This window comes from Nesterenkonia massiliensis (assembly GCF_000455245.1).
Taxonomy (GTDB): Bacteria; Actinomycetota; Actinomycetes; order Actinomycetales; family Micrococcaceae; genus Nesterenkonia; species Nesterenkonia rhizosphaerae.
Map to the genome: position 1 here is coordinate 1 of NZ_HG005176.1, position 23,368 is coordinate 23,368.

Annotated in this window: 20 protein-coding genes; 10 read left to right on the forward strand and 10 right to left on the reverse strand. The window is 60.1% G+C overall.

Features of this window, described 5'->3' with window-relative positions; translation table 11 throughout:
• The 6 genes from TX78_RS13580 to TX78_RS13865 form a co-directional block, all read right to left on the reverse strand.
• Nucleotides 1-1,100 (reverse strand): UvrD-helicase domain-containing protein (locus TX78_RS13580; RefSeq protein ID WP_147640500.1); only part of this gene is annotated, 1,100 nt, incomplete at its 3' end.
• Nucleotides 1,097-2,839, reverse strand: coding sequence for an ATP-dependent nuclease (locus tag TX78_RS12015; protein WP_049897914.1), 1,743 nt, complete (start codon nt 2,837-2,839; stop codon nt 1,097-1,099). The genes TX78_RS13580 and TX78_RS12015, both read right to left, overlap by 4 nt.
• Nucleotides 2,840-2,841: 2 nt before the next feature.
• Nucleotides 2,842-4,008 (reverse strand): GIY-YIG nuclease family protein, encoded by a 1,167-nt coding sequence (locus TX78_RS12020; protein WP_044496553.1) that lies wholly within the window; start codon nt 4,006-4,008, stop codon nt 2,842-2,844.
• 2 nt (nt 4,009-4,010) lie between these two features.
• Nucleotides 4,011-5,975, reverse strand: coding sequence for a DEAD/DEAH box helicase (locus TX78_RS12025; RefSeq protein ID WP_044496555.1), 1,965 nt, complete (start codon nt 5,973-5,975; stop codon nt 4,011-4,013).
• Entirely contained in the window at nt 5,972-8,659 is a 2,688-nt protein-coding gene (locus tag TX78_RS12030; RefSeq protein ID WP_044496556.1) for a DNA methyltransferase, read from the reverse strand. The genes TX78_RS12025 and TX78_RS12030 overlap by 4 nt, the downstream gene beginning before the upstream one ends.
• A gap of 194 nt (nt 8,660-8,853) precedes the next feature.
• Complete coding sequence (locus TX78_RS13865) at nt 8,854-9,009, reverse strand: hypothetical protein (RefSeq protein ID WP_158644348.1); 156 nt, start codon at nt 9,007-9,009, stop codon at nt 8,854-8,856.
• A gap of 117 nt (nt 9,010-9,126) precedes the next feature.
• Here TX78_RS13865 and TX78_RS12035 point away from each other — a divergent pair, with 117 nt between their 5' ends.
• From TX78_RS12035 to TX78_RS12075, 9 genes are all read left to right on the forward strand, one after another.
• Nucleotides 9,127-11,226, forward strand: a complete 2,100-nt coding sequence (locus TX78_RS12035; protein WP_044496557.1) for a DUF262 and DUF1524 domain-containing protein — start codon at nt 9,127-9,129, stop codon at nt 11,224-11,226.
• A gap of 220 nt (nt 11,227-11,446) precedes the next feature.
• On the forward strand, nt 11,447-11,926 hold the full coding sequence (locus TX78_RS12040) for a DUF2975 domain-containing protein (RefSeq protein ID WP_044496558.1): 480 nt from the start codon (nt 11,447-11,449) through the stop codon (nt 11,924-11,926).
• Nucleotides 11,926-12,138, forward strand: a complete 213-nt coding sequence (locus tag TX78_RS12045; RefSeq protein ID WP_044496559.1) for a helix-turn-helix domain-containing protein — start codon at nt 11,926-11,928, stop codon at nt 12,136-12,138. Before TX78_RS12040 ends, TX78_RS12045 begins: the two co-directional genes overlap by 1 nt.
• An 18-nt stretch (nt 12,139-12,156) precedes the next feature.
• A complete protein-coding gene (locus tag TX78_RS12050; RefSeq protein WP_081652792.1) occupies nt 12,157-13,134 on the forward strand; it encodes an NAD(P)/FAD-dependent oxidoreductase in 978 nt (325 codons plus the stop codon).
• Entirely contained in the window at nt 13,131-13,757 is a 627-nt protein-coding gene (locus tag TX78_RS12055) for an NUDIX domain-containing protein (protein ID WP_044496560.1), read from the forward strand. The genes TX78_RS12050 and TX78_RS12055 overlap by 4 nt, the downstream gene beginning before the upstream one ends.
• A 232-nt stretch (nt 13,758-13,989) precedes the next feature.
• Nucleotides 13,990-15,090 carry a 2-keto-3-deoxygluconate permease gene (locus TX78_RS12060; protein ID WP_081652793.1) on the forward strand — a complete coding sequence of 367 codons (1,101 nt, stop codon included), beginning with the start codon at nt 13,990-13,992 and terminating at the stop codon, nt 15,088-15,090.
• 4 nt (nt 15,091-15,094) lie between these two features.
• The gene (locus TX78_RS12065) at nt 15,095-16,459 is read left to right on the forward strand and encodes a four-carbon acid sugar kinase family protein (RefSeq protein ID WP_049897917.1); all 1,365 of its coding nucleotides are present in this window, start codon (nt 15,095-15,097) and stop codon (nt 16,457-16,459) included.
• Nucleotides 16,456-17,502 carry a 4-hydroxythreonine-4-phosphate dehydrogenase PdxA gene (gene pdxA / locus TX78_RS12070; RefSeq protein ID WP_044496561.1) on the forward strand — a complete coding sequence of 349 codons (1,047 nt, stop codon included), beginning with the start codon at nt 16,456-16,458 and terminating at the stop codon, nt 17,500-17,502. The genes TX78_RS12065 and pdxA overlap by 4 nt, the downstream gene beginning before the upstream one ends.
• A gap of 50 nt (nt 17,503-17,552) precedes the next feature.
• Nucleotides 17,553-18,407, forward strand: a complete 855-nt coding sequence (locus TX78_RS12075) for a GntR family transcriptional regulator (RefSeq protein ID WP_049897919.1) — start codon at nt 17,553-17,555, stop codon at nt 18,405-18,407.
• On the opposite strand, the gene TX78_RS12080 is transcribed toward TX78_RS12075, so the two are convergent.
• From TX78_RS12080 to TX78_RS12100, 4 genes are all read right to left on the reverse strand, one after another.
• Nucleotides 18,404-18,976, reverse strand: a complete 573-nt coding sequence (locus TX78_RS12080) for a MarR family winged helix-turn-helix transcriptional regulator (RefSeq protein ID WP_081652794.1) — start codon at nt 18,974-18,976, stop codon at nt 18,404-18,406. The two genes, TX78_RS12075 and TX78_RS12080, sit on opposite strands and share 4 nt — an antisense overlap.
• 744 nt (nt 18,977-19,720) lie before the next feature.
• Entirely contained in the window at nt 19,721-20,143 is a 423-nt protein-coding gene (panD, locus tag TX78_RS12090) for an aspartate 1-decarboxylase (RefSeq protein ID WP_044496564.1), read from the reverse strand.
• 67 nt (nt 20,144-20,210) lie between these two features.
• Complete coding sequence (locus TX78_RS12095) at nt 20,211-21,602, reverse strand: DUF1461 domain-containing protein (protein WP_044496565.1); 1,392 nt, start codon at nt 21,600-21,602, stop codon at nt 20,211-20,213.
• Between the two features lie 110 nt (nt 21,603-21,712).
• Nucleotides 21,713-22,702, reverse strand: a complete 990-nt coding sequence (locus TX78_RS12100; protein WP_187118376.1) for a stage II sporulation protein M — start codon at nt 22,700-22,702, stop codon at nt 21,713-21,715.
• Nucleotides 22,703-22,801: 99 nt separating this feature from the next.
• Here TX78_RS12100 and TX78_RS12105 point away from each other — a divergent pair.
• Nucleotides 22,802-23,368, forward strand: a 567-nt coding sequence (locus TX78_RS12105; RefSeq protein ID WP_049897923.1) for an RDD family protein, incomplete at its 3' end; no start/stop codon positions are given.

Sequence of the window (23,368 nt, forward strand, 5' to 3'; positions counted from 1 at the left end):
AAGGCTGTATACACATTAATTGGAGATGGGTTATCTCGAACTAAACGTAAAGCAGTGTATGTTGCTTGTCTGTCCGGAGTGCGCGTCGCAAACGACGCATTAGCTGCTAGTTTGCTCCTATGACTTGGAGAAATATGGGCTGCTAGTCCACTCGACGACTGAAGGGCAAACTCCAGAATACTGACAGCAACGTCAACACCACGGCCAGTATCGATCCTATCCGCGACTGTCCGGACTACCTTTTCATCCAAGGCTTCCATGACAGTGAAGCTGCCTTTAAGCTTTGAAGCGATGTCCACGCAGTCCGGCCTGAAATGTCCTAGTATCGCAATCGAGCCATCACGGCGCGAGATTTCCCAGCAGGTCTTGATTGCGGTCGTGTGATCTACCTGCGGCACATAGGCAACGGGGCTGTCAGCGACCTGAACCGCTGCGCCAGATTTGAGTAAAGAGCGAAGCCCTACAAGCCATTGCCCCAGGAGCGGATGAGTCTCGGCCCACCGCCTCGGCAAGTAGGGCAACTCCAGAGCTGGGAAATTATGTAAGACATCCATCTCCCAGCTAACTGGACGGTTGTCGCTGAAATGGAAGATAGATTGTAGAGGATCACCCAGTACGCCCACTGGGATAATGTCTCTTAGCGCTTTTACGAAGCTGTGCTGTGATACGTCGCAGTCCTGATACTCATCTACCAAGATGGCTGCATAGCTTGCTCGAATCATCCTAGCGATAGCCCTAGATCGTATAGCTCGTGCGGCAGCGCGATGATAATCTCTCGATTTTGTCCAGTCTGGCGACTCCGGAACTTCAATTTCGGCCAGTAGGGGGAAGTGCCGCACCAAGTCGAACGCCCAGGAGTCAAGCGTTCGAACAACTACCGAATTAGCGTTGATACCAAACTTGATCATTCTCCTCTTGAGGGCATCCACACCAGCATGTGTGTGGGTCAGGACTAGCAGTGATTCGCCAGATTCCACCAGATGAGCTGCCGTTGCTGCGATAAGCTCAGTTTTACCGCATCCCGCAGGCAGTTCTACCGAGGCAGGAAGAGAACTAGCAAACTGCTTCGCAATATCTTCTACAGGCGGGATCTCAGTCACGACTGCCCAGAGTCTCCAGCGCCACGTGAGTAGATGAATGTACGGATCTTGGCCAACCAGAGAGAGAGTCCAGACCCGTTAATATCTGGCTCTGGTAGATGCTCGAAGAGTGTGTTTGCGAGCTCTTCTCCCAGGGCGTTCCGCTTGAACCACTCTTTTTTCTTTGCAGCAAGCCCGATCCCATTGCGCAACCGTGGCCAATCATTGTCCACAGTACTCAGCCAGTCTGCCACCTGATTGCCAGAGAGACTGACGGAACCAAGCTGAGCTTCAACAGAGGAACGTACAGATTGCTCTCCACGCAAGGCAACAGCGAATTCAATAAGCTGTTGAAGACCAGACTCAGTAAGACTGAACACGAGCTCTTGTTCTAGACTTCGGTCCTGAGAGCACCGCGCAAGCTCTACTCCGGTGTCCGTCAACGCCTTAACTTTGGCGTCAACGTCTCTCGCATCATTATCGATGGCTAGCAATGTTCGGTAGCCCAACGCATTGAACGCGCTAGCGCGATTGCCGAAAGTCGACCCTCCGCCATCTACAACTGCCACCCCTAACGCTGCAGAAGTGCTAAGTCCTTCATTTAGGCGATCAGGGTCCCAGCGCGCTATCACTCCACGTAGGAATCCGATTTCTGTAGCTCCCTCGGCGACAACCACTTTGCGCGCAAGGAGAGCAGCGGGTGCCCCACGGAATGCTCCTTGAGCCCCGCTTAGTGTTGCCGGAACGGGCCTACACTCCGTAAGGCCATACTCTGAGGATCTCACGACAGTGAAATCGCTCGCCTCTAATGTTTGAACTGCCACCGGAGAATGAGTGGTGAGAATGGTTTGTATATCACCCTTTTCGGCGCGTTGCTTCAGATGTCTTAACGTGTAAACGAGGCGGTGTGGCTCGAGTCCATGTTCAATCTCATCCACCGCAATGATTGCGCCGTCGCCGACAGCCTTGTCTTGAATTGCGAGACCTGTGAGTCGACGAGTTCCTAGACCGTAGTTTGATAGCGGAATATCTGAATCGTGGAGGATTAGAGAGTACGAAGAAGTTGCCGAAGAAGGCTCGAGACCAGGGCGCAGGTCCCCGTAGTCTGCTACACCGAACTCACTCGCCGCCTGTTTAGCCTCTGACGCTGCATCTTCGAGAGGCTTCACTGCCGATTTGGAGACGGCTTCGCGGGCCTTTCGCTGTGCATCAAGCATCGCGATACCTGCGCCGGATGCCCCATCGGTTAGCGTGGATAGGGCGGAACCTCGCGCCCAGCGAAGATGCAACTCGGACCTGTCGCCTAAGCGCATAAATCCCAACTGGCGACGTTGATAGGCGCTTATTGGCCGACCTTCCTCTTCGCCAGGCCGGATAACCTCCCAGGTAGGCTCGAGATCGGAGCTAACGCGCAACCGAATGTAGAGGCACTCAACGGCTTCATCGAGAGGATCGTGAACGATCTCCTCGCCTTTGAGCCCTGAACGATGCTTGCCGAGTTGTTTCTCCGTTATGAGAGCACTTGGAAGTTCTGTCACAACCACTCGGATATCGATGTCCCGGGTTGTATCAAGCCCGTAGAAGTCCGCGTCTGTGATCGTGGGGGAATGGCTGGGGCTGAGGACCAACCCAAGCGCATCAAGCAACGTGGTCTTGGTGCTATCGCCAGGCCCAACCAGCGCAATGAGATTCCCCGTAATGCTCCAGGTGGCCTCTCTGATACCCCGGAAGTTCCTGATCTCTAGTTTGCGGATCTTCATGCTCAGTCATCTCCCCTTTGAACCAGCTCCCCGCGAGTGGCGTCATACTCGAAGTCAACGATGCCGCCAGAGGTAATCAGCTCAATTGCGCGGTCGATCACGGGTAGTGGCACCGCGTACCACTCGGAGGGTTCGTAGCGGCGACCGTCTTTGCCGACTTGGCTGACGTTGAGTTTCACATCCGAGAAGACTCGGTGCAGTAGGTGCTCCAGGGCGGAGGTTTTCAGGTTGTAGGTGCGGTAGCTAGCCACAACCTCTACCGGGGCCATCAGATAGGTCGGCTGCGTCTCGGCACCGGCGATGCGCTTCTCCACTGGACCGCGGGAGAACCCGATCTTGTAGAGGTTCTCAATACCGCTGATCTGCGGGTCATCGCTGAGTGAGCGCAGTACGTAGATGAATCCTGTGGCCTGGTCATCAGGCAGGATCTCCCCGTGATTGGCATCGACCACCGCGAATCCTTCTTGTTCGTAGAGGCGTCCGGCTAGTGAGCGGCGGTAGAGGCTGGATTCGGTGCCGTTTTCGAAGATGGTCCGGGTGCGCTGCTTATATCGGACTCGCTTCCCCGGTACCGGCTGTTTTTCACCTACCTCGGCAACGAAGAGCATCAGGCCTGAGAGGACGAAGAAGGCTCCCGGTTCGATACTGGATTCTCCGCCGAAGGGCACGAGCTTGGCCTGGCCGTTACGCAACTCCTCGTGTTTCTGCGCGAACAGTGGCTCGAACTCCTTGAAATCCTCGCTCTTGATCCGCTGCGCTACCTCTTCAGGGTCAGTCCGTTGCGCCCGTGGCGGGGTCGGCAGGCTACTAGTGTCGAGTATCCCGGAGGTGTCCTCCAGCAGATCAGCACCATCAGAGTCCAGTAGCTCATCGAGGGACTCTGGTGCTTCTGGCACCTCGAGCAGCCCGAACTCATCCAGGTGTTTCAGCGCCTGGATCTTCTCATCGTTGGCCAGGATGCCGTCCAGCCGGGCTCCGAGCTTTCGCTCGGCGATCTCTCGGGTGGTTGAGCTCGGGATGCGCTGGTGTTCGCGGTAGAACTCCACGATCTCCAGGAAGGAGCGTTCGAGCCGGTCGCTGGAGGTGACTTTGGCGGGTTTCTTCGGTGCATCCAGTAGTCCGGCGTCGTCGGAGGCAAGGATGCTGTCGAGGTCGAGTTTTTCGCTCATGGCTACTGTGCCCCTCCTTGGGCTTCGCGTTCCCGCTTCAGCTTCTGCAGGAACAACAATGCCTCAGCCAGGCGACGCTCTCCAGGCTCCTCGCTGCGGAGATCCGGGCGTCGGCGGTTGACCTTGTGGAACTGCTGGATCTTCGGCCACAGCGCCACTGCCTCCTCTTCGGTCATTGTGATCCGGTTTGAGGAGATGGTGTCCTGAATAATCCGCAGAACCCCTGGAGTCACCGACTTCGACATCACTTCGAAGGCCCGCTGGAACGGGTTGACCGAGTCGATGAGGTTGATGTTGAGATCTTCGATATTGACGAACTTGTCCTGCATCTTGATGAACCGCTTATCGCCAACATTCTTGACCTCACCGTTCTTCACCACCGAGTCCACCACCACTTGCTGGCGGAGCTCCTCGACCTGAGACTCATCCAGGTCTGGGTAGCGGTCGCGGATGATTTTCGGGATCAGCACCTTGTTAGTGGTCTCCGGATCAGCATTAGCCGCAGCCTGCTTCACGAAGGTCTCATCCTGCAGCACCGTGGCCTTCAGATCGTTGAGGTCCGTAGCGACGATCTGCTTGACCCGGTCCGAGGATGGCTCCTTGAATCCCTTGATCTGCAGCTCACCGGGCTTCGGTGCATCGTCATTGCCGGTCTTGGCTTTGAACGTGAAGTTCGGTGCCAGCACCTGCTCCATCAACAGGGAGGCCGTGATGGCTTTGAGCATGTTGTTCACCGAGATCTTGACCTCATCGGAGGTCGCATCCGGCTGCGCAATCAGATTGGTGAACTGTGCATGCTGCTTGCCCGGACTGTCGCGCGTCACCCGCCCAATAATCTGAATCACTTCTGTCAGCGAGGCGCGGTAGCCCACAGTGAGGGCGTGCTCGGCGAACGGCCAGTCGAAGCCCTCTTTCGCCATCCCCAGGGCGATGATGACATCCACCGCATCCCGGTCCTTAGAGGCAACAGTGCTCAAGTAATGCAGGGTCTCGGCACGGGCCAGCTGATCCATGTCGTCGACCAGGTCTGCCACGCGCAGCATCTCGCCGTTGTCCTTGCGGCGCACCTGCAAGATGCCAGTATCTTCCTCCTGGCTGACCACCTCACCGATGGCATCCAGGATGAACCCGACCTCTTCGATCTTGTCCTTGGTGGACTCACCACTGTTGACGTTAGGGATATGCAGAATGGTCTTCTTATCCAGGTCCAGAATCTCGTGGATCGCACTGGTGTAGCGCCCCTGGTAGAAGTGATGCCCAATCCCCAGCGACTTCAAGTGCTCGTACCCGTTGAGCTGGTCGTAGTAGTTGAACGTCACCGGGGTGAACTTCGCCTCATCCGCAGGAGAAAGCACCGGCACTGAATCCCCGCGGAAGTATGAACCAGTCATCGCCACAATATGGGCATCCGAGTTGGCCATCACACCCTTGAGCAACTCACCCAACCGGTTACTGCCAGTGTCCGAGGAGACATGGTGGAACTCATCAATGGCCAACACTGTGCCGTTGAACGCGCCTGCTGGCAGCTTCTCGTAGGCAAACCGCAGCGTCGCATGGGTACAGACCAGTGTGGCGTCGGGGCCGTTGAGGAAGTCAATGAATTGATCCACCTTGCCCGCAGACGAACCCGGAGTGCACAGGTTGTGCTCGTCCTTGATCTCCCAATCAGCGAAGAACCCGTGCTGCGTCAGCTGCGTGTTCGCGAACGAGCCGCCGATAGAGCGTTCCGGCACCGCCACGATGACCTTCTGCCGCCCCTGGTTATACAGCTTGTCCAGCCCCACGAACATCAAAGCGCGGGACTTACCCGAAGCAGGCGGAGCCTTCACCAGCAGATACTGCGAGGCCCGCTGGGCATAGACCCGTTGCTGCATCTCCCGCATCCCCAACGCATCAGTATTGACGCTATTGCCGGTCTGCGCGTACTCAACGTTGACGACATTCACTGGCTTCTTCGCTGCACTCATTTGGCCTCCTCCTTCGCTGTCATCTCCTCATACAGACGGAAGAGGTACGACAGCCGATCCTCATCCAGCTCGAAGCCGCTCTTCTTATAGATCCGATCCACCAGATCATCCAGCTCCTGATGCGCCTCCCGCAGACCCCCAGGCATCTTGTCCGGATCGTAGAGCTCAGCCAGCGTCTTCTCCGAGTGGTGCTCACGCACATCCAGCACGCGGAACGCCGCCTCTGTCAGCCGTTCTTTGGCCTGATCGCTCAGTGGGGGAACCGGGAAATTGTTATAGACCAACGTATTGGTATAGCGGTAGTCAGTCTTGAGTCGGCCTCCAACTGCTCGCGCCCAAACCATGTGCATCCGAGAAGTCAGAACAGCGAACACCCACGGGGCGGAGTCATACACTACGTAAGCCGCATTAGAAGCTACGGTGTCTCGCGTCAGATAACCGAAAGGTATGTAATCGCGGCGTGCGGAGGAAGTGCTGGGCGCGATAAATCCGTCCTTGCCTTTGTATGCCGGCTGCTTAAACCTGTGCGGCCGTTGTGCATACTCGCGGGTCGACTTGTCGTTACGCGTTTCCCTATATCTCCTAATGTGCTCTAAGCGGTCACGAACGAACCTGCTCTGGAGAGCAGCATCGACCTCAGAGTCCTCGATCCAAAGGCAATAGCGTTCTTTGTCATTTATGTAATCAGCCGAACCCGTGTACCTCTTGATAACGGGGGCGCACTGGGGCGCCTCTTCCAGGATCTGTTGACGTTCAGGTGGCTCGAGAATGAGGCCGCCATCATCTGATGGTTGCGAGCCGCGAACCATTTGGGGCAACTGGCCGCTGACAACCTTGCTCCGGCGGCCTATAAAGACCGGAGGGGCGTCAGCTAAGTAGCCATTAATGTTCTTCGCTTCAATGCGAATGTCGTCCGTATAGAGATACTTCGGCGCACCAGTTGCGTTACGAAGCCCGATCACGGCGACAGTAACGCCTGCGTTCCGCTTTGCGTTGTTCTCCCATTTGAAAGACGTGTAGGCGAACCCGATCTCCACACCGCCTGTGAGGATGATTGGGAACATGAGACTGACGTGTTCGCCCTGGGTCACAGAGTTTGTGGTGACGAACGCCAGGGCAGCCGACGTCCCGCGAATGTAGTCGGCACCCTTTACGAACCACAGAGAGATGTAGTCCAGGTTCTTGGAGTAGGCACGACCGCTAAAGACATGCTTGAACTCCTCCTTCTGCGAGGCTGTCTGCATACTCGATCCCACATACGGAGGGTTACTGATTAGGTAGATTTCGTCGGTGCCGTTATTCGCGCAGACAGAGTTCCAATCGACTCGCGTGGCGTTGCCCTGGTGGACCTGGCCCGCTTCTTTCAGTGGGATCAGGGAGAGTTCGATGCCGAACTTTTCGCGGAACTCGACGTTCATCTGGTGCTTGGCGATCCACATCGATAGGATCGCGACCTCGGTGGCGAACGGGTCGATCTCGATGCCGTAGAAGTTCTCGATATTGATCCATGAACCCAGCAGCTCTTGCTGTGTGCCACTACCGCTGAGTTCCCCGATACGCTCAAGGATGGCGTGCTCGAGCTTGCGCAGCTCCTTATACGCGATAACTAGGAAGTTGCCAGAACCACAGGCCGGGTCAAAGATCTTGATCTCACTGATCCGACGACGTAGCTCCTTGAGCTTCGGGATGCTATCGAAGTGCTTGTTGAACTGCTCTTTGAGCTCGTCCATGAACAGCGGGTCAATCGTCTTCAGGATGTTCGGCACAGAGGTGTAGTGCTGCCCGAGGTCAGATCGCTGACCAGGTGCCACCACCGCCTGGAACATCGAGCCGAAGATGTCCGGGTTGATCTCTTCCCAGCGCAGCCGTCCGAGCTCGACCAAAGCGTCGCGGGACTTCTTATTGAACTTCGGCACCGTATGCCGCTGATCAGCAGCGAAGAGCCTGCCGTTGACGTAGGCGAAGTCGGCCAAATAGCTCGGCTTCTTCGCCTTGTCCTCGGTATCGAGGGCGAGGAAGAGATCGGTGAGGAACTGGTCAACGTCAGAGCCGTCGAGCTGGGTATAAGCCTCGACCGCGCTGGTGAATTGGCCTTCTTTGAAGACCCCCGTGTCTTCTGCGAAGTAGCAGAACAGTAGGCGGGTGAAGAACACGTTCAGCGCGTGACGGCTGGTCTCGGTAGCGTTCAGATCCGGGTTGATAGCCAGCAGCTCGTCGAAGAGCTTGGCCATCCGCTCAGCGGCCTTGACGTCAGCGTGAGCCTCAGCAACGTACTGCGCTTTCTCCATGCCGGCCCAGGGCAGGAAGAACGTGAAGTGCTCGTCGATCTCAGCGATCGGGATCGCCAGGGTCTCGTTGGTCTTGGTGTCGACCGCTAGGAGATCCACATAGTCGGTGACGATCACGAAGCGGGTCGCGAATCGGACTACCGTTGGCGAGGTGCGCAGCTCGTCAATCGTGGCGTAGAGATCACCACTGGTCGGCTTGAAGTAGACGACGTTCTTCTGCGCAACCTCCGCCTCTGGGTCATCGGCGACGTTCAGCGAACCGTTGCGCAGCCGGGTGATGTTGCCCTTGGAGCGCCCATAGGCAGCCATCAGCTCGAAGATGAACTCCCGGTCATAGCTCTCACGACCACCCAGCGGGCGGACGCGCTCCTCGACTGACTTCAGGTTCAGTCTCATCGCCTTTTTAGTTCTCCCTCACGCAAGTGTTAGCGGTCCCGCATCAACATTACCGGCACCTTCCGACAAGACTTCGCACCTCACCGTCCATAATCTCGCTGATCTCTGCATCGCCTCTCGCGCCGGTGACAAGTCGATATGGAATCGGAGTGGGGGCAGCAGAGGTCTCCGTAAACCCCGAGGAACGGCACTGCTTAAAGCAGCTCAGGCGTACCGAGCTCGCCCAGCACCATCTCGTCGCCGACGCGGCGTACTGAGTTGAGGATGTCCGTGGGCGAGCCGGAGAGATCGATGGTGTGCGCAATGAAGGTCTTGCCAGCTGACGCAATGACGAACTCGGCCGGAGTCACGTCTCCTGACACGTATAACAGGTGGGCACATTTCAAGCCTGTGGCCAGCGCATACATGAGGGCCTGATACCGATAGGGTGGCCGATGGATCGCAAACTTGTGACTGGGGGATAACTTATGAAGGCCGTCGACTCGCACTTGCTGACACTCCTCAAAGCAAGCAGCCAGTTCATTGTTCCGATCTACCAGCGCCTCTATTCCTGGCAGGAGCCAGAATGTTCTCAGCTGTGGTCCGACATTGTCCGCGCTGGATCTGACAAGAATCTCGGTGCCCACTTCACGGGATCCATCGTCTATGTAGCCCGGGAACAGTCCACAAACACTTCGGCCGAACCAGATTTACTCATCGACGGCCAGCAACGCGTCACAACAGTAACGCTCATACTTGCCGCCCTCGTAGCGCACTTGAAGGAACTTCCTGTAAATGATCAAGAACCGCGGGAGGGATTCTCACCCAGGAAGATACGCAACCGCTTCCTCATCAACGATGACGAAGATGGCGACAAGCAGTACAAGCTTCTTCTTTCTCAGAGCGACAGGGACGCACTACTCAGTATCGTCCAAGGCCTTGAGCCCCAGCCCGATGAATCCAACCAAGTCATCACCAACTACCTTTACTTTAGAGATCTCCTGAAGCAAAGGACGTCCGACCTCGCTACCGTTTGTGCGGGTCTGGACAAGCTCATCGTGGTAGACGTCAAGCTTGAACGCGGCATTGACAACCCTCAGCTCGTCTTCGAAGCCATGAACTCGACCGGCAAGAAGCTCACGCAGGCGGATCTCATCAGGAACTTTGTCCTGATGGATCTACCCCCGAGGGAACAGGAGCGGATCTACACTCACATCTGGCGCCCCATGGAACTGGAGTTCAGCACTTCGAGCGAAGGTACCTTCGATGATTTTGTCCGCCATTACCTCACAGTCAAAACTGGCGATATCCCACGGCTCGGGGACATCTACGAGGCATTCAAGAGCTACGCCACAGCACGTGCCCGTGCCGGGGAAACAACCGAGTCTCTGGTGTCAGAACTGCGCGAGTACGCTTCTCGTTACGCCTGTATCGCGCTGGGTCGCGAGCAGGATCGGAAACTAAAACAGGCCTTCACCGACCTAGAGCAGATCAGGGCCGACGTGGTGTACCCGTTACTTCTTACGGTCTACACAGACTTCGAGGAAGGGACTATCGGCACCGACGAGTTGTACGAGATCGTTCAACTCGTCATCTCCTACATCTTCCGCCGCGCCGTCTGCCGCGTTCCTACGAACTCCCTCAACAAGACCTTTGCGACCCTAGCCGGCAGCATCCGAATGGATCGCTACCTTGAGAGCATCAAGGCTGCCTTCCTACGCCTACGCAGCTACCGTGCCTTTCCCACCGATGACGAGTTCCTGCACGCCCTCAAGACTACTGATCTCTATAACTTCAGGCGCAGGTCATACCTCATGCGGTCCCTAGAAAATCTAGGCAGGAAAGAGCGAGTCACCATTGAGGAATACACCATCGAGCACATCTTGCCGCAAAACGAGAATCTATCATCCCACTGGAAAGAGTCACTCGGCGAGGAGTGGGAGAGGCTGCATCAGCAATACCTCCACACGTTGGGAAACCTGACCCTGACCGGATACAACTCTGAATACTCAGACCACCCCTTCCCCAAAAAGCGCGATATGCGAGGAGGTTTCAGGGAAAGCCCGCTACGTCTCAACGCTGGTCTGGGGCAGATGGAATCGTGGAACGTTGAGGAAATTGAGCGAAGGGCCGAACGCCTTGCGCACGATGCCCTGACACTCTGGCCCCGGCCAGTGCTACCGGAGACGGTGATGGCAGAGCTACACGAGGAAGCCAGCACCTCGAGCGTCTCCATCGAAGACCACCCTCATCTTCTGCCCGTTCGACGTCGTCAACTGTTCGAAGATCTCAGCGCCGAAATCTTGGCGATTGACCCCGGCATTACAAGACAGTTCCTGAAGTACTATGTGGCATTCAAAGCCGAAACCAACTTTGTAGATGTCATACCTCAGAAGAGCCGCCTTCGTCTGAGCCTCAACATCCCACTGGCGGCCTTAAACGATGAACGCAACGTGGCAACCGATGTCAGCGGTAAAGGCCGCTGGGGTAACGGGTTGGTTGAGGCCAGCCTTGATGAGGAGACTGATCTCAACTATGTGCTCGGTCTGATTCGGCAAGCCTGGGAGTACCAGATTGGCGGAGAGTAGTTTTCGTGGTGTGAGCGGGTCGCCTGAGTGGTCCATTCCGCAAGCGTGAAAAGGCTCATCCCCACATGTAATCGACTCATTGACAGTTATTGGACCGTGTCGTCTCCCCTCCAGACTGCTCATGGAGCATTGTTCGGCAAACCCCACCAGGGCCTCTTGACCTATCGACGTCCATGCCCTACCGATTGACTTTCGATAGATTACTGTCGATACTCATCACATGACTTCACATCGATGGGCAGTGACCACCCTCCGGTTCCTCCTCGTCCTGCTCTTCGCGATCCTTGTCTTCTTTCAGCTCTACTATTTCCCCAAGGAGTTTGCGCACCGGACCGGGCTCGGCCTGATCTCTCCCGGCCTGCAGTGGCCAGCCACCATCATCACCATGTTCTGGGTGCTCTGCGTCCAAGCCGTCGTCGCCTGCATCTGGAAACTGCTCACCCTGGTCGCCCACGACCGTATCTTCTCCGAAGCCTCCATGATCTGGGTCAACATCATCATGGGCGCCCTCGCGGCCGGCTGGATCACCCTCCTGGGCGTCTTTCTCTACATCGGCTTCCGCGCCACCGACCCCACTCTCCCCCTGATCCTCGCGCTCTTCCTGGCCATCCTCACCGTGGTCAGTCTGCTCATGCTGGTCATGCGTGCCCTGCTCCGCCAGGCCACCACCCTGCGCAGCGACATGGAAGCAGTCATCTGATGGCCATCATCGTCCGGCTCGATGTCATGCTCGCCAAACGCAAAATGACTGTTGGAGACTTCGCCGAACAGGTCGGGATCACACCCGCCAACGTCGCGGTATTAAAAAACGGCCGCGCCAAAGCCGTCCGCTTCGCCACCTTAGATGCCATGTGCCGGGTCCTGGACTGCCAGCCCGGGGACATTCTTGAATGGACGGACGAGGACGAATGACCGCCACCGAGCACACCGATGTCCTCGCCGTCGGCGCCGGTCTCGCCGGATTGCGCACCGGTGACCTTGCGCAGCAACCGCGATGAATACCGCTTAGGCGAAATGGGCCCCCTCTACGAACACGGCGCGCAAGAAGCCATTGCCGCCGGGGTGGACCTCCAACTAGGAACCCGCTACCTCGGCAAAGTCTCCGACCACACCTACCTGATCAGGAACGACGCCGGCAGAACCCGTATCCAGGCGCAATACATCGTCGGAGCCGACGGCGCCCGCTCCCAAGTGGCCCGAGACCTCGGCCTGGACCTGAACACCCATCTGCTGGTCGGCGCGGAACGGGTCTACACCGTCACCAGCGCGCCGGCAGAACCGGCCTTCCACTGCGTCATCGATCCCAGCATCGCCCCGGGCTACCTGGCCTGGGTCATCAACGACGGCGTCCACGCACATATCGGCACCGCCGGATACGCCCGCCGCTACCGGCACGGCATCCAACAGGCGCTGGAGACCTTCAGCCGCACCGCACCCGGACTAGAGCATCAGGACCGGCACCCACAGCAGGTCGAAAAGCGCGGCGGACCCATCCCGGTGGGCGGCCTACTGCCGCGGATCTCCTGCCCTGGTGGCCTACTTGTAGGCGATGCCGCAGGAGCCGTCTCGCCCCTGACGGCCGGCGGACTCGACCCGTGCCTGAGACTCTCCGACCACGCCGTCGAGATCCTCGACTCCGCGCTCACCCAGAGCGAGCCAGACCTGCTGCGTCACTACGACGGCGCCACCCTCAGGCGTAAATTCCGCGGCCGCCTCGCCATGCGGCACGCATTCGCGCAGTTGCGCAGCCCCACCATGGCCGCGGCAGCCTTCACCGGGTTGCGTACCCGACCGGGCCGCGCCGCCGCCAAGCGCATCCTCTTCAGCGATAAGTCCTTCCCCACCCCACCCACACCCCAGGATTCATTCGGGATTCGTCCTGCCGCCCCCACTACTGTGGGGGCATGAGCATCCAGGACTCCCCCGCTGAGCAGCCCGTCGTCCGCAGCGCCACACAGGCAGCCAGCAGCGTCTTCGATGTAGTGGAGGAAGAGTTCAGCTTCGCTGACACCACGCTCACCCGGATGTACGCCAAGCATCTCAGCGCGGTGGCCGTCGTCGCCGTCGACGAAGAAGACCGGGTGCTGATGATCAACCAGTACCGCCATCCGGTGCGCAGCCGCATGTGGGAGTTCCCCGCCGGCGTCCTCGACGACGCCCAGGAAACCATGCAGGAAGCCGCCGCACGAGAACTCCACGAAGAAGCCGACCTCACCGCCGAGACCTGGTCCACCCTGGTGGATTTCCACCCCAGCCCCGGAATGAGTGACGAAGGGATCCGCATCTACCTCGCCCAGGGCGTGAGCGAAGTCCCGGAGGCCCAGCGTCACACCCGCGAAGCTGAGGAGTCAGAGATTATTACCCGCTGGGTCCCACTGCCTGAGGCGGTACAAGCGGTCTTGGGCGGGCACCTGCACAACGGGGTCGCCGTCGTCGGGATCCTTGCTCTGAACGCCCTGCGCCACGGCGGGCACACCCCTCGTGAGACCAGCTCCGCCTGGCAGAACCATCCGCGCGGCTTCGCTGTCTGACCCACCGCCTACCCGAGCCGCTCAGCCCCGCTGCCAGCACGGAGCTTCTTGTCCGAATTTCACCTGGTTTCCGCCTGCTCAAGAACGCTCGCGGGGAGCTAGTCGCGCCCCGTGTGGGTTGCGCCACATGTTCTGACCTGTAAAGATACCTACACGTTGTACGTACATTTGCGAGTGCGGACAGCCAGATGTACCAGACAAGTCATCATTTCCAACTTATGAAGGACCACTCATGGCCAGCGACGTCCACAGGTCACGCAACAAATTCCACATTCCGCTCTTCGACGGGATGAACAAGGTCCCCGGCGGCCTGATGCTCATCCCGCTCATTCTGGGCTCCATCATCGGCACCTTCTTCATGCCAGCCCTGGAGATCGGCAGCTTCACCACGGCCCTCTTCAAAGACAGCGCCCTGCCGCTGATCGCACTGCTGATCTTCGCCACCGGCACGCAGGTCTCCATCCGCTCCACCGGTCCAGTCCTCGCCCACGCCGGCACCATCCTGGTGATGAAGTCCTTCGTCCCCGCCGCCCTGGTCATTCTGCTAGGACTCTGGGTAGGGCTCGACGGCGTCCTGGGCGTGTCCATCCTGGCCCTGTTGGTCATCCTGGACAACAGCAACGGCGGACTCTGGCTGGCCTTCACCGGCCGTTACGGCGACCACCGCGACCGCGGCGCCTACATGGCATCCGCCGTCAACGACGGGCCCTTCGTCAGCATGCTCTTCCTCGGCGTCTCCGGACTCGCAGACATCCCCCTGCTGGCCCTGGTCGCAGCCATTCTGCCCTTCTTCCTCGGCATGCTGGTAGGCAACCTCGATGACAAGTGGCGCCAGGTCATGGTCCCGGTCCCCAACATCGTCATCCCGTTCTTCGCCTTCGCACTTGGCACCGGCATCGACCTCACCGCGGTGGTCACCGGCGGCGCACAGGGCCTTGTAGTGGGACTCATCGCAGCACCCTTCACCGGCTTCCTGGTCTACCTGGGCTATAAGTTCATCCTGCGCCGCGGAGGCAAGAGCGGCATCGGCTTCGCAGCCGGTACCACCGCCGGTAACGCCATCGCCACCCCCGCGGTGATCGCGCAGATCGATTCCAGCTTCGCGCCCTATGTAGAAGCGGCCACCGCCCAGGTAGCAGCTTCCGCACTGATCACCGCAATCATTGCCCCGGTCATCGCCTCCTTTGTGCTGAAGCGTGCCGGTGAACTGAAGCCTGCAGACGACATTGCCGCCGCAGAAGCAGCCACCGCCACCGAAGCGCCCACGGAATCCCCGAGGGCACCTGGCACCGGCGCTGAACCCAGCGGCCCTGCAGCGGCGGAGAAGCAGTAGCCGCATGCCGCACACGCCTCACGACGCATTACCTCACCACGCGTCCCCTCACGACGCATCCCTTAACTCCCCCACCGGGGTGGCGATCATCGCCGATGACCTCACCGGAGCCAACGACGCCGCCGTGCAGTTCGCCCGCGCAGGCTGGGACACCTCCGTGGTGCTCAGCCGCGCCGGGCACCCCGGTGGAGGGGGCACCGGAGAATCAGACACTGACTACGCCTTCGCCACCCCCACAGACACCCGCGCGGCGAGCTGGGGCGACGCCGAGCAGATCACCGCTGACGCAGTTCAGGAAGCGCTCGACGCCGGAGTGGGGCACCTTTACCTGAAGGTGGACTCAACCATCCGGGGGTCCCTGGCCGCCCAGGTCAGCGGGGCTCGTGCAGGATCCACCGCGTGGAGAACAGCTGCTTCAGAGACTAAACCGGTGCTCGCCGTGGTCTGCCCGGCCTACCCGGATATGGGGCGCACCGTGGAGGACTCCCAACTGCTGGTCCACGGCGTACCGGTGGCCCAGACAGCGCTGCGCGATGATCCCGCCACCCCCGTCACAGTCAGCGATCTGCGTGAACTCATCGCAGGCTCCACTGCCTTGCGGACGGACTCACGCACCGCAGCGGGCTACCGTGCAGCGCTGGAGAGTGCCGTTCAGCGCGGTGAGCACACTGTGATTGTGGACGCCGCTGCACCGGAGGACCTGACGGCACTGGCTGAGGCCATCGCCACCAGTGATCTGCTCCTGATGCCGGTGGGATCCGCTGGACTCGCCGTGGCCTTGGCGGAAGCCTGGCCGCATGGCCGCAGCAGCCGCAGCCAGCACTATCCACCCCAGGTCCACCCGGTTGCAGAACAGCACAGCGTGCTCATCCAAGTCAGTTCTCTCAACCCTGCCTCACAGGAACAGGTCCAGCACTTAAGTGAGCATTTCCCGGACCAGCTCAGCATCCTTGAGCTGGACCCGACCGAGGCCGAAGATGACGAATCTTTGCATAAGTGGGTGCGCAATGTCCGCCCGCTGCTCGCTTCGGGCGTCACTGTGCTGCGCCCACCTCAAGAACGGGCTGATGTTCCACGATCCGTGGCCGCCCGCCTGGGTGCAGCCACCGCAGCCCTGGTCCAGCGCTACCAACCAGACGCACTCGGGTTTGTCGGAGGAGACGGCGCCTTCGCCGCGCTGGAAGCCCTGAACTGCACCACCCTGCGGCTGATCGACAGTCTGGCCGAAGGAGTGCCGCTGACTCTGGCCATCGATGGCACCATCGCCGGCACACCGGTCTTCACCAAAGCAGGCGGCTTCGGCTCCGCCGATACACTGACCACCGCGATCTCACAGATGCGCACCGCGCTGAACAGGAGCACCTCATGACCACCCTGCCCATCCTCGCCGTGACCATGGGCGACGCCGCCGGCATCGGCCCCGAGATCACCGCCAAGGCCCTGCTGCAGAACCCCCAGCTGCGTGAACGCGCAGTGCCCGTCGTCGTCGGTGATGCAGACGCCATGCGCCGCGGTGCGAAGTTCGCCGGACTGGATCCTGACGCGGTACACGTCATCGACTCCCCCGCCGCCGCCACCAACAGCCCTGACCGCATCGAGGTGCTGCAGACCGGTCCCAGCCTCGGCGAGGTCCCAGTGGGAGAGCTCTCCGCAGAAGCTGGCGACGGCGCCTACCGGTTCGTCGTCGAAGCATGCCGGCTGGCCAAAGCCGGGGAGGTCGACGCTATCGTCACGCCGCCGTTAAATAAGGCCGCGATGCACGCTGGCGGACACAAGTTCCCCGGCCACACTGAGCTGCTGGCCCACGAATTCGGAGTCAAGAACTACTCCCTGGTGCTTTCCGCCGGTGAGCTCTACTTCTTCCACCTGACCACCCACGTCTCCCTGCGTCAGGCCATTGAGGGTATCACCCCTGAACGCACCGACAGTGTGCTGCGGCTGGTAGGAGCCTTCGCTCGCGCGGTGGGGACACCCGAGGCAGCTATCGGCGTCGCGGGACTGAACCCGCATGCCGGTGAGAACGGACTGTTCGGCCATGAGGATGATGAGATCCTCGCCCCGGCTGTGCAGCGTGCCGTGGAGCAGGGCATCAATGCCCACGGGCCCATCGCCGCGGATGCGCTGATTCCGCAGGCCGTCAAGGGCAAGTGGAACTTCGTCATCGCCTGCTATCACGATCAGGGCCACGCTCCGTTTAAGGCCGTCTACGGCGACGACGGCGTGAACATCACCGTCGGGCTTCCGGTAGTGCGAGTCTCGGTGGATCACGGCACTGCCTTCGACATCGCCGGACAAGGTATCGCCCGCGAAGCCAGCCTGGTGCTGGCGATGGAACGTGCTGCCGAACTCGCACCGGGATGGGATCTGGTCTGGAAAGAGGCGCAGGCCTCTGAAGCCGCCCTGGGCGCCTAAGCGTCGACGGGCTGAAGGGTGCGTGAGCTGAGCTGGATACACTGCTGGTCATGACTTCCTGGCCCTTAGAAGGAGTAGTTCTGGATCCGCGTGCCCCGCAGCCGCTGCACGCCCAGCTCAGCTCCGCTCTGCGCGATCGCATCCAGGACCGGCGGCTGCAGCCCGGGGACAGTCTGCCTTCAGAGACTCAGCTGCAGAGCCACTATGGGATCTCTCGCTCAGTGGTACGTCAGGCACTGAGTACTTTGGCTGCAGAAGGGGCCATCACTCGATCCCGCGGCCGGGGCAGCGTGGTGGCACCTACCCGTGAGCATCACCGCCTGGCCCACCGTGCAGCTGGCCTCTCCAGCCAAGTGCAGGAGACCGGCTCCACGGTGGGTACTCAGGTCCTGGAGCTGCGCGTAGAGGACTCCAGCCCGCATACTCATCAGCTCGACGGAGACACGGTGACCGTGCTGGAGCGGCTGCGCAGCATCGACGGCGCCCCTGCTGCCTATATCCGCACGTGGTTGGTACAGCGCTACGCAGCCGGGCTCACAGCAGAAGAACTCACCGACGCTTCGCTGCATCAGCTGCTAGCAGAGCGCCACGGGTTGCAGTTAGTGGGCGGGCAACGAGCGATTCGCGCGGTGGCCGCTGATGATGAACTCGCGCAGCTGCTGCAGACCCCCAAAGGAGCGCCGCTGTTGTTGTTGGAGGGCACTACCACCGATGTTGCCGGAGAGCCAGTGGAAGTGTTCTCCACCTGGCACCGTGGAGACCGTATCGCACTGGAGCTAGAGGTTCAGTCTGGCGAGCGAACTGAGCCGCGGGCCCGTTCTCGGGAGAATCAGCGACTGCAGAAAGCGGAGGAAACAGCACGCAACCTGGCGGAACAGCTCCGCCGGATCCGCTGCGGAGCTTAGTGACTTTCGCGGACGCTTTGAATCAACCCCTGGAGGAACTTCGCCGCTCCTGCCCTCTCCACATCGGTGAGGCTCTCAGCCGCCTCCAGCATGGTGGTATGCATGCGGCTGAGCGTTTCGCGAATCTCGCGATCGGTCTCAGCCAGAATCTCAATGGCCACGGACCTACGGTCATCCGGGTGGGGAACCCGCTGGATATAACCGTCCCGTACTAGGCGATCTACCAGAGCGGTGACTGCCGGGGCTGAGATCTTCAAGGCCTCCCCGAGGTCACGTTGGCGTACAACAACTCCTGCTGCGCGCTCCTTGACTAAGAACCGTAAGGCCACGAGATCGGTCTCGCCCATCCGCATCGAATCCTGGGTGCGGTGGCGCATCTCGCGCTCAGCGTCTCGATACTCGCGCAGCAAGTTGAGCAGATCGATTGCCGAAGGGTGAGCCGTTCCCGAGTCATACCAGTATCCGCTGCTGACCTGATCTCTTGTTACCTGGGGCGACCCGATAGACAGCCGCACCTCATCGGTGAACTGCTGATCTTGTATATCCAAAGTGGTGGGATCCTCCGGCATAGCTGCTACTTCGTGTAAGGACTAACGAACATGTTGCGTAAACATGATAACAGTTATATGTTAGAACTATTGCAGCTGTTAACTGATGCAGTGAGCAACTAGATGCCCGCCGAGGTAAGAACCACAGGATGGATACAGCAGCAATGACCGCACCACAGACTAGTGTGCTAACGCCTGAGAAGCAGGATCAGGCACTGACCTTGGAAACACCCCCTCTTCTCCAGAATCTCGATCAGCTTAACCAGATGGCGAGTGCTGCCTCCAGAGGACTCATGGCTCACCCCAGGGTCGAGTCCGCACTTGTAGAAATAGCGGCCGAGGGTGAAGAATTGGTGTTCCGCCTACGGTGTGTGATCAAACAAGACCATGCGGCCAATGAGGTCATGGACACCGTAGTCACGGGCATAATTCCGAACATCGAAAGACTGCTCGACACGCGATTCACTACCAGACATTTGCGCTTCGACGTCGCTCCGTAGAACACGCAGCATCTAGCACCACAGAAGACAACTTGCCGTCACTCGCTCAGGAAGGGCTCTAATGCCTAGCCCGCTGCTCTACACACTCAATGCATTTCTCATACCCCTGGTGGTTATTTTGGCGCTGGTGCTGATGCTTCGGCTTGTGAGCGCTCGCCGGGGGCCAGTAGCACCACTTATGGATCAGGCAGACACCGAAGATGATCAGCAGACCAAAGAAGCCGTATAGACCTTCCGGTGAATTCGATGTCAGCTCCGCGCTAGGCTAATTCAGCACAGCAGTACGGGGATCCAGCTGGTCCGTCGAGCCCGGAACCGGCTGGGCGACGTCGTTGCCCAGCGCCACAATCTTGTTGTCCCCATCCACATGGACCACTTTGGCCTCGTGCTCGGCGATCTCTGCCTCAGTACCCATCACGTAGCTGATGATAATGACCAGATCATCAGGCTGAACCAGGTGCGCTGCGGCGCCGTTGATACCGATCACCCCGGTTCCTCGTGGACCAGCGATGGTGTAGGTCTCCAGACGGTGGCCGTTGGTGATATCCACCACCTGGACCTTTTCGCCCTCCAGGATTCCGGCAGCATCGAGCAGGTCGGCGTCGATGGTGATAGACCCTACATAGTGCAGATTGGCGTGGGTGACGGTGGCGCGGTGGATCTTGCCACCAAGGACTGTTCTCAACATAGCTAGATAATGCTACTCCCCCAGGCTGGAAGCAGCCCAGGGGAGTTAGCTCACGGCAATACCGCGATCAGGCGTTAGTGGAGTTCAGTTCCTCGATCAGCTTGGCACGACGACGCTCATGCACCTCCGCCAGCCGCTCAGCACGGCGGGCACGACGACGCTTGGTCGGCCAGGTGGCCAGCAGTGCAATCAGGCTGAAGATCACCAGCAGCGCCACGATCCAGATCCCGGCGTCGATCCAGAACTGCTCCGGGTAGAGGCGGATCAGCGCTGAATCAGCCGAGAAGGTCCAGGTGCCATCAGCGAAGAGCAGCCGATGGAACTCGGTGAAGAAACGCTGCCAGTCCAGGATAGCCAGCACAGCAGCTGCGACGATCAACCCCAGGGTCACCCAGGCGCCGGCGAAGACGCCGCGGGCGAATCCGCCGGGTCGCCACGCACGCAGCAGCAGGAAGAACAGCAGGGTCAGCGCCAGCAGCACCACACCGATCAGTATGGCGTACCACATGACCAGTTTCACATCGGTCATATGCGAGACCTCAGCCGCGGTGAACAGCGGTTCACCACCTGGTGCCAGTTGGGAGAGGTACCGGGAATCTGCCAGATTCAGCAAGTAGTCGGTTCCGTAGGAGCCGTAGAGCAGCCGCTCGCGCAGATCAAAACCGCCCGGGTCTGCAGGGAAACCGGGGCGCCAGTAGGTGACGTAGAGGAACAGCGGTGAGGCCACGATGCGCACCGCAGCAACCGTCAGCAGCACCGGGGTAAAGATCGCGATCAGAACAGTCAGGAATCGAGAGATGCCGCGCTTGGACTTAGCGACCTCTTCATCAATGTCAGCATCAGTGATCGACTCATCGCCTGCATCACGACGGACTGGTGCACCAGCGGCAGGGGCCGCCACCGGGGCCGGGGAGGCTGGATCAGCAGCTGGTGCCGGGGAGGCCGCGGTCCCGGGGGCGGCCTGTGTCTCTGCCGGGCTCGGAGTACGGTGCTCGGTGGGGATCACTGTGGTGGCACCCTCAGCAGCAGGCACCACAGTGGTGGGCTGGTCATCGGCGGAAGGAGCGGGAACCGGTGCAACGGGGCCTGCCGGAGCGGTTTCGTCCCTGGATGCGTCCTGGTCTGCGGCACGGGAGTCCGTGTCATCCACCGAGGCGTTGGAGGCGGCGTCGATCTTCTCCGCCGAAGAGGCCGAGCGCGCAGCAGCCAGTTCCTCGCTCAGGGAACGGGTCAGGTTCTCACGCACCGGCGGGACGGTGGTGGTGGGCTCATCGGTGGAGGGTGAAGGTGCCGAGTCACCAGCAGCGTCCTCGCCTGCCTGGGTCTGTGTCGGCTCCTGCTTCAGGTGCTCCTCGGGGAAATCAGGTTCCTCGGAGGCGAAGGCGCCGTAGTCCAGGCCGGACTCGAAATCCTTCTCCTCCGCAGTGTTTTCACGCGGTGCGTCAGGGTTCTGGCTCATCACTCGCCTCTTTTTCGTACAGTATCGGCCACTGATAAGGCTAGATGGAATGACCGTGGGTATTGGGCAACGCGCCCGGAGAGTCTGAAGATCAGTGCTTCACGCCGCGCTCAGGAGGTCAGCTGATGGGTCCCGGCGTCGTAGCGTCCTAGATCCCCGGTGACCCCGGCGGCATAGGCACGCCGTCCCAGCATCAGCGTGTAGGTCCAGTAGGCGGCAAGCACTGCGGCACCGATGGTGATCTTCACCGCTGGGTGCAGATCCGAAGGCGTGATGAAACCCTCCACAATTCCGGAGATCAGCAGCACCAGCACCAGACCTACCGCCACCGTGATCAGCCGCCGAGCTTCTTCTGCCAGCGCAGTCAGTCGGGGCTTCTGTCCCGGCGCCACCCAGGACCAGAAGATCCGCAAGCCCGCGGCTGCAGCCACGAACACCGCAGTCAGCTCCATGAGGCCATGGGGCAGGATGTAGAGCCAGAAGTCTGCCAACGCACCCTGTTCGGCCATCACTCCCCCAGCGATACCGACTGACTGCGCATTGATGAACAGCACATACACAGGCCAGATGCCGGTGACCCCGAAAGCCACGCACTGGGCGGCAATCCAGGCGTTATTGGTCCATACCTGGGAGGCGAAGGAGGAGTTGGGGTGCTCGGAGTAGTAGTTGACGAAATCCTGCTGCGCGTAGGCCTGCCGCTGGCCCTCGGGCATCAGCAGGTCGATCTGCGGGTGCTGATAGGTCCAGTAGCCGAAGCCCACACCGATGGCCAGAAACGCTGCGGTGATGATCAGCGTCAGCCAGCGCAGCCGATAGAACGCCACCGGCAGGGTCTGCGTGAAGAAGTACGCCGCTGAGGTGAAGTTGTTCTCCCCGGCTGCAGTCAGATGCGTCCGCGCCCGGCCGATCCGGGCAGAGAGCTGGGCGGCCACCGGAGAGTCGGGCTCCACCGCCTGGATCATGGACAGATGAGTAGATGCCCGCCGGTAGAGCACCAGCATTTCGTCAGCCTCCTGCGCCGGCAGGCGACGACGTCGGGCCAGCTGATCCAGCCGGTCCCACTGCCCCTGGTGAGCTGCAATGAAGGCATCAATGTCCACCGCTTTAGCCTATAGGGTGGCAGAAGAGCAGGCCGGGAGCTGCCGAGCAGAAGCTCCCGGATGAGGCAGGCAGTCACCAGAAGAAGGAAGCGAGAAAGCGTGCGCACAGTGATCACCGGGGAGGCCGTTGCCCTTGACCTGCCCGCTGCCTCGCTGATCACCCGCGGGGCCTCGCTGCTGATTGATCTGCTCATCTACTGGCTGGGCCTGGTGCTCACCTTCGCCTTACTGGGCATACTCGGGGTCGGCTTCGACGGGGTCAGCTTCGATGAGGCCGCCTTTATGGCGCTGCAGCTGAGTCTGCTGGTGCTGTTCACCGTGGTGGTGCCGATGACCGTGGAAACGCTGAGCCGCGGCCGCTCCGTGGGGAAGCTGATCTTCGGCCTGCGGGTGGTGCGCGACGACGGCGGGGCCATTCGGCTGCGTCATTCGCTGATTCGCTGGCTCACCGGCTTCGGCGAAATCTACTTGACCCTCGGGCTGCTGCCGCTGATCACTGCGATGTTCACCCAGCGCGGCAAGCGGCTCGGCGATGTGCTGGCAGGCACCTACGCCATCCGCACCCGGCATCCGAATGTGGCCCCGATGATGCTTCCGGTGCCGCAGCATATGGCCTCCTGGACCCAGATTGCCGATATCGGCCGGATACCGGATGGACTGGCTGCA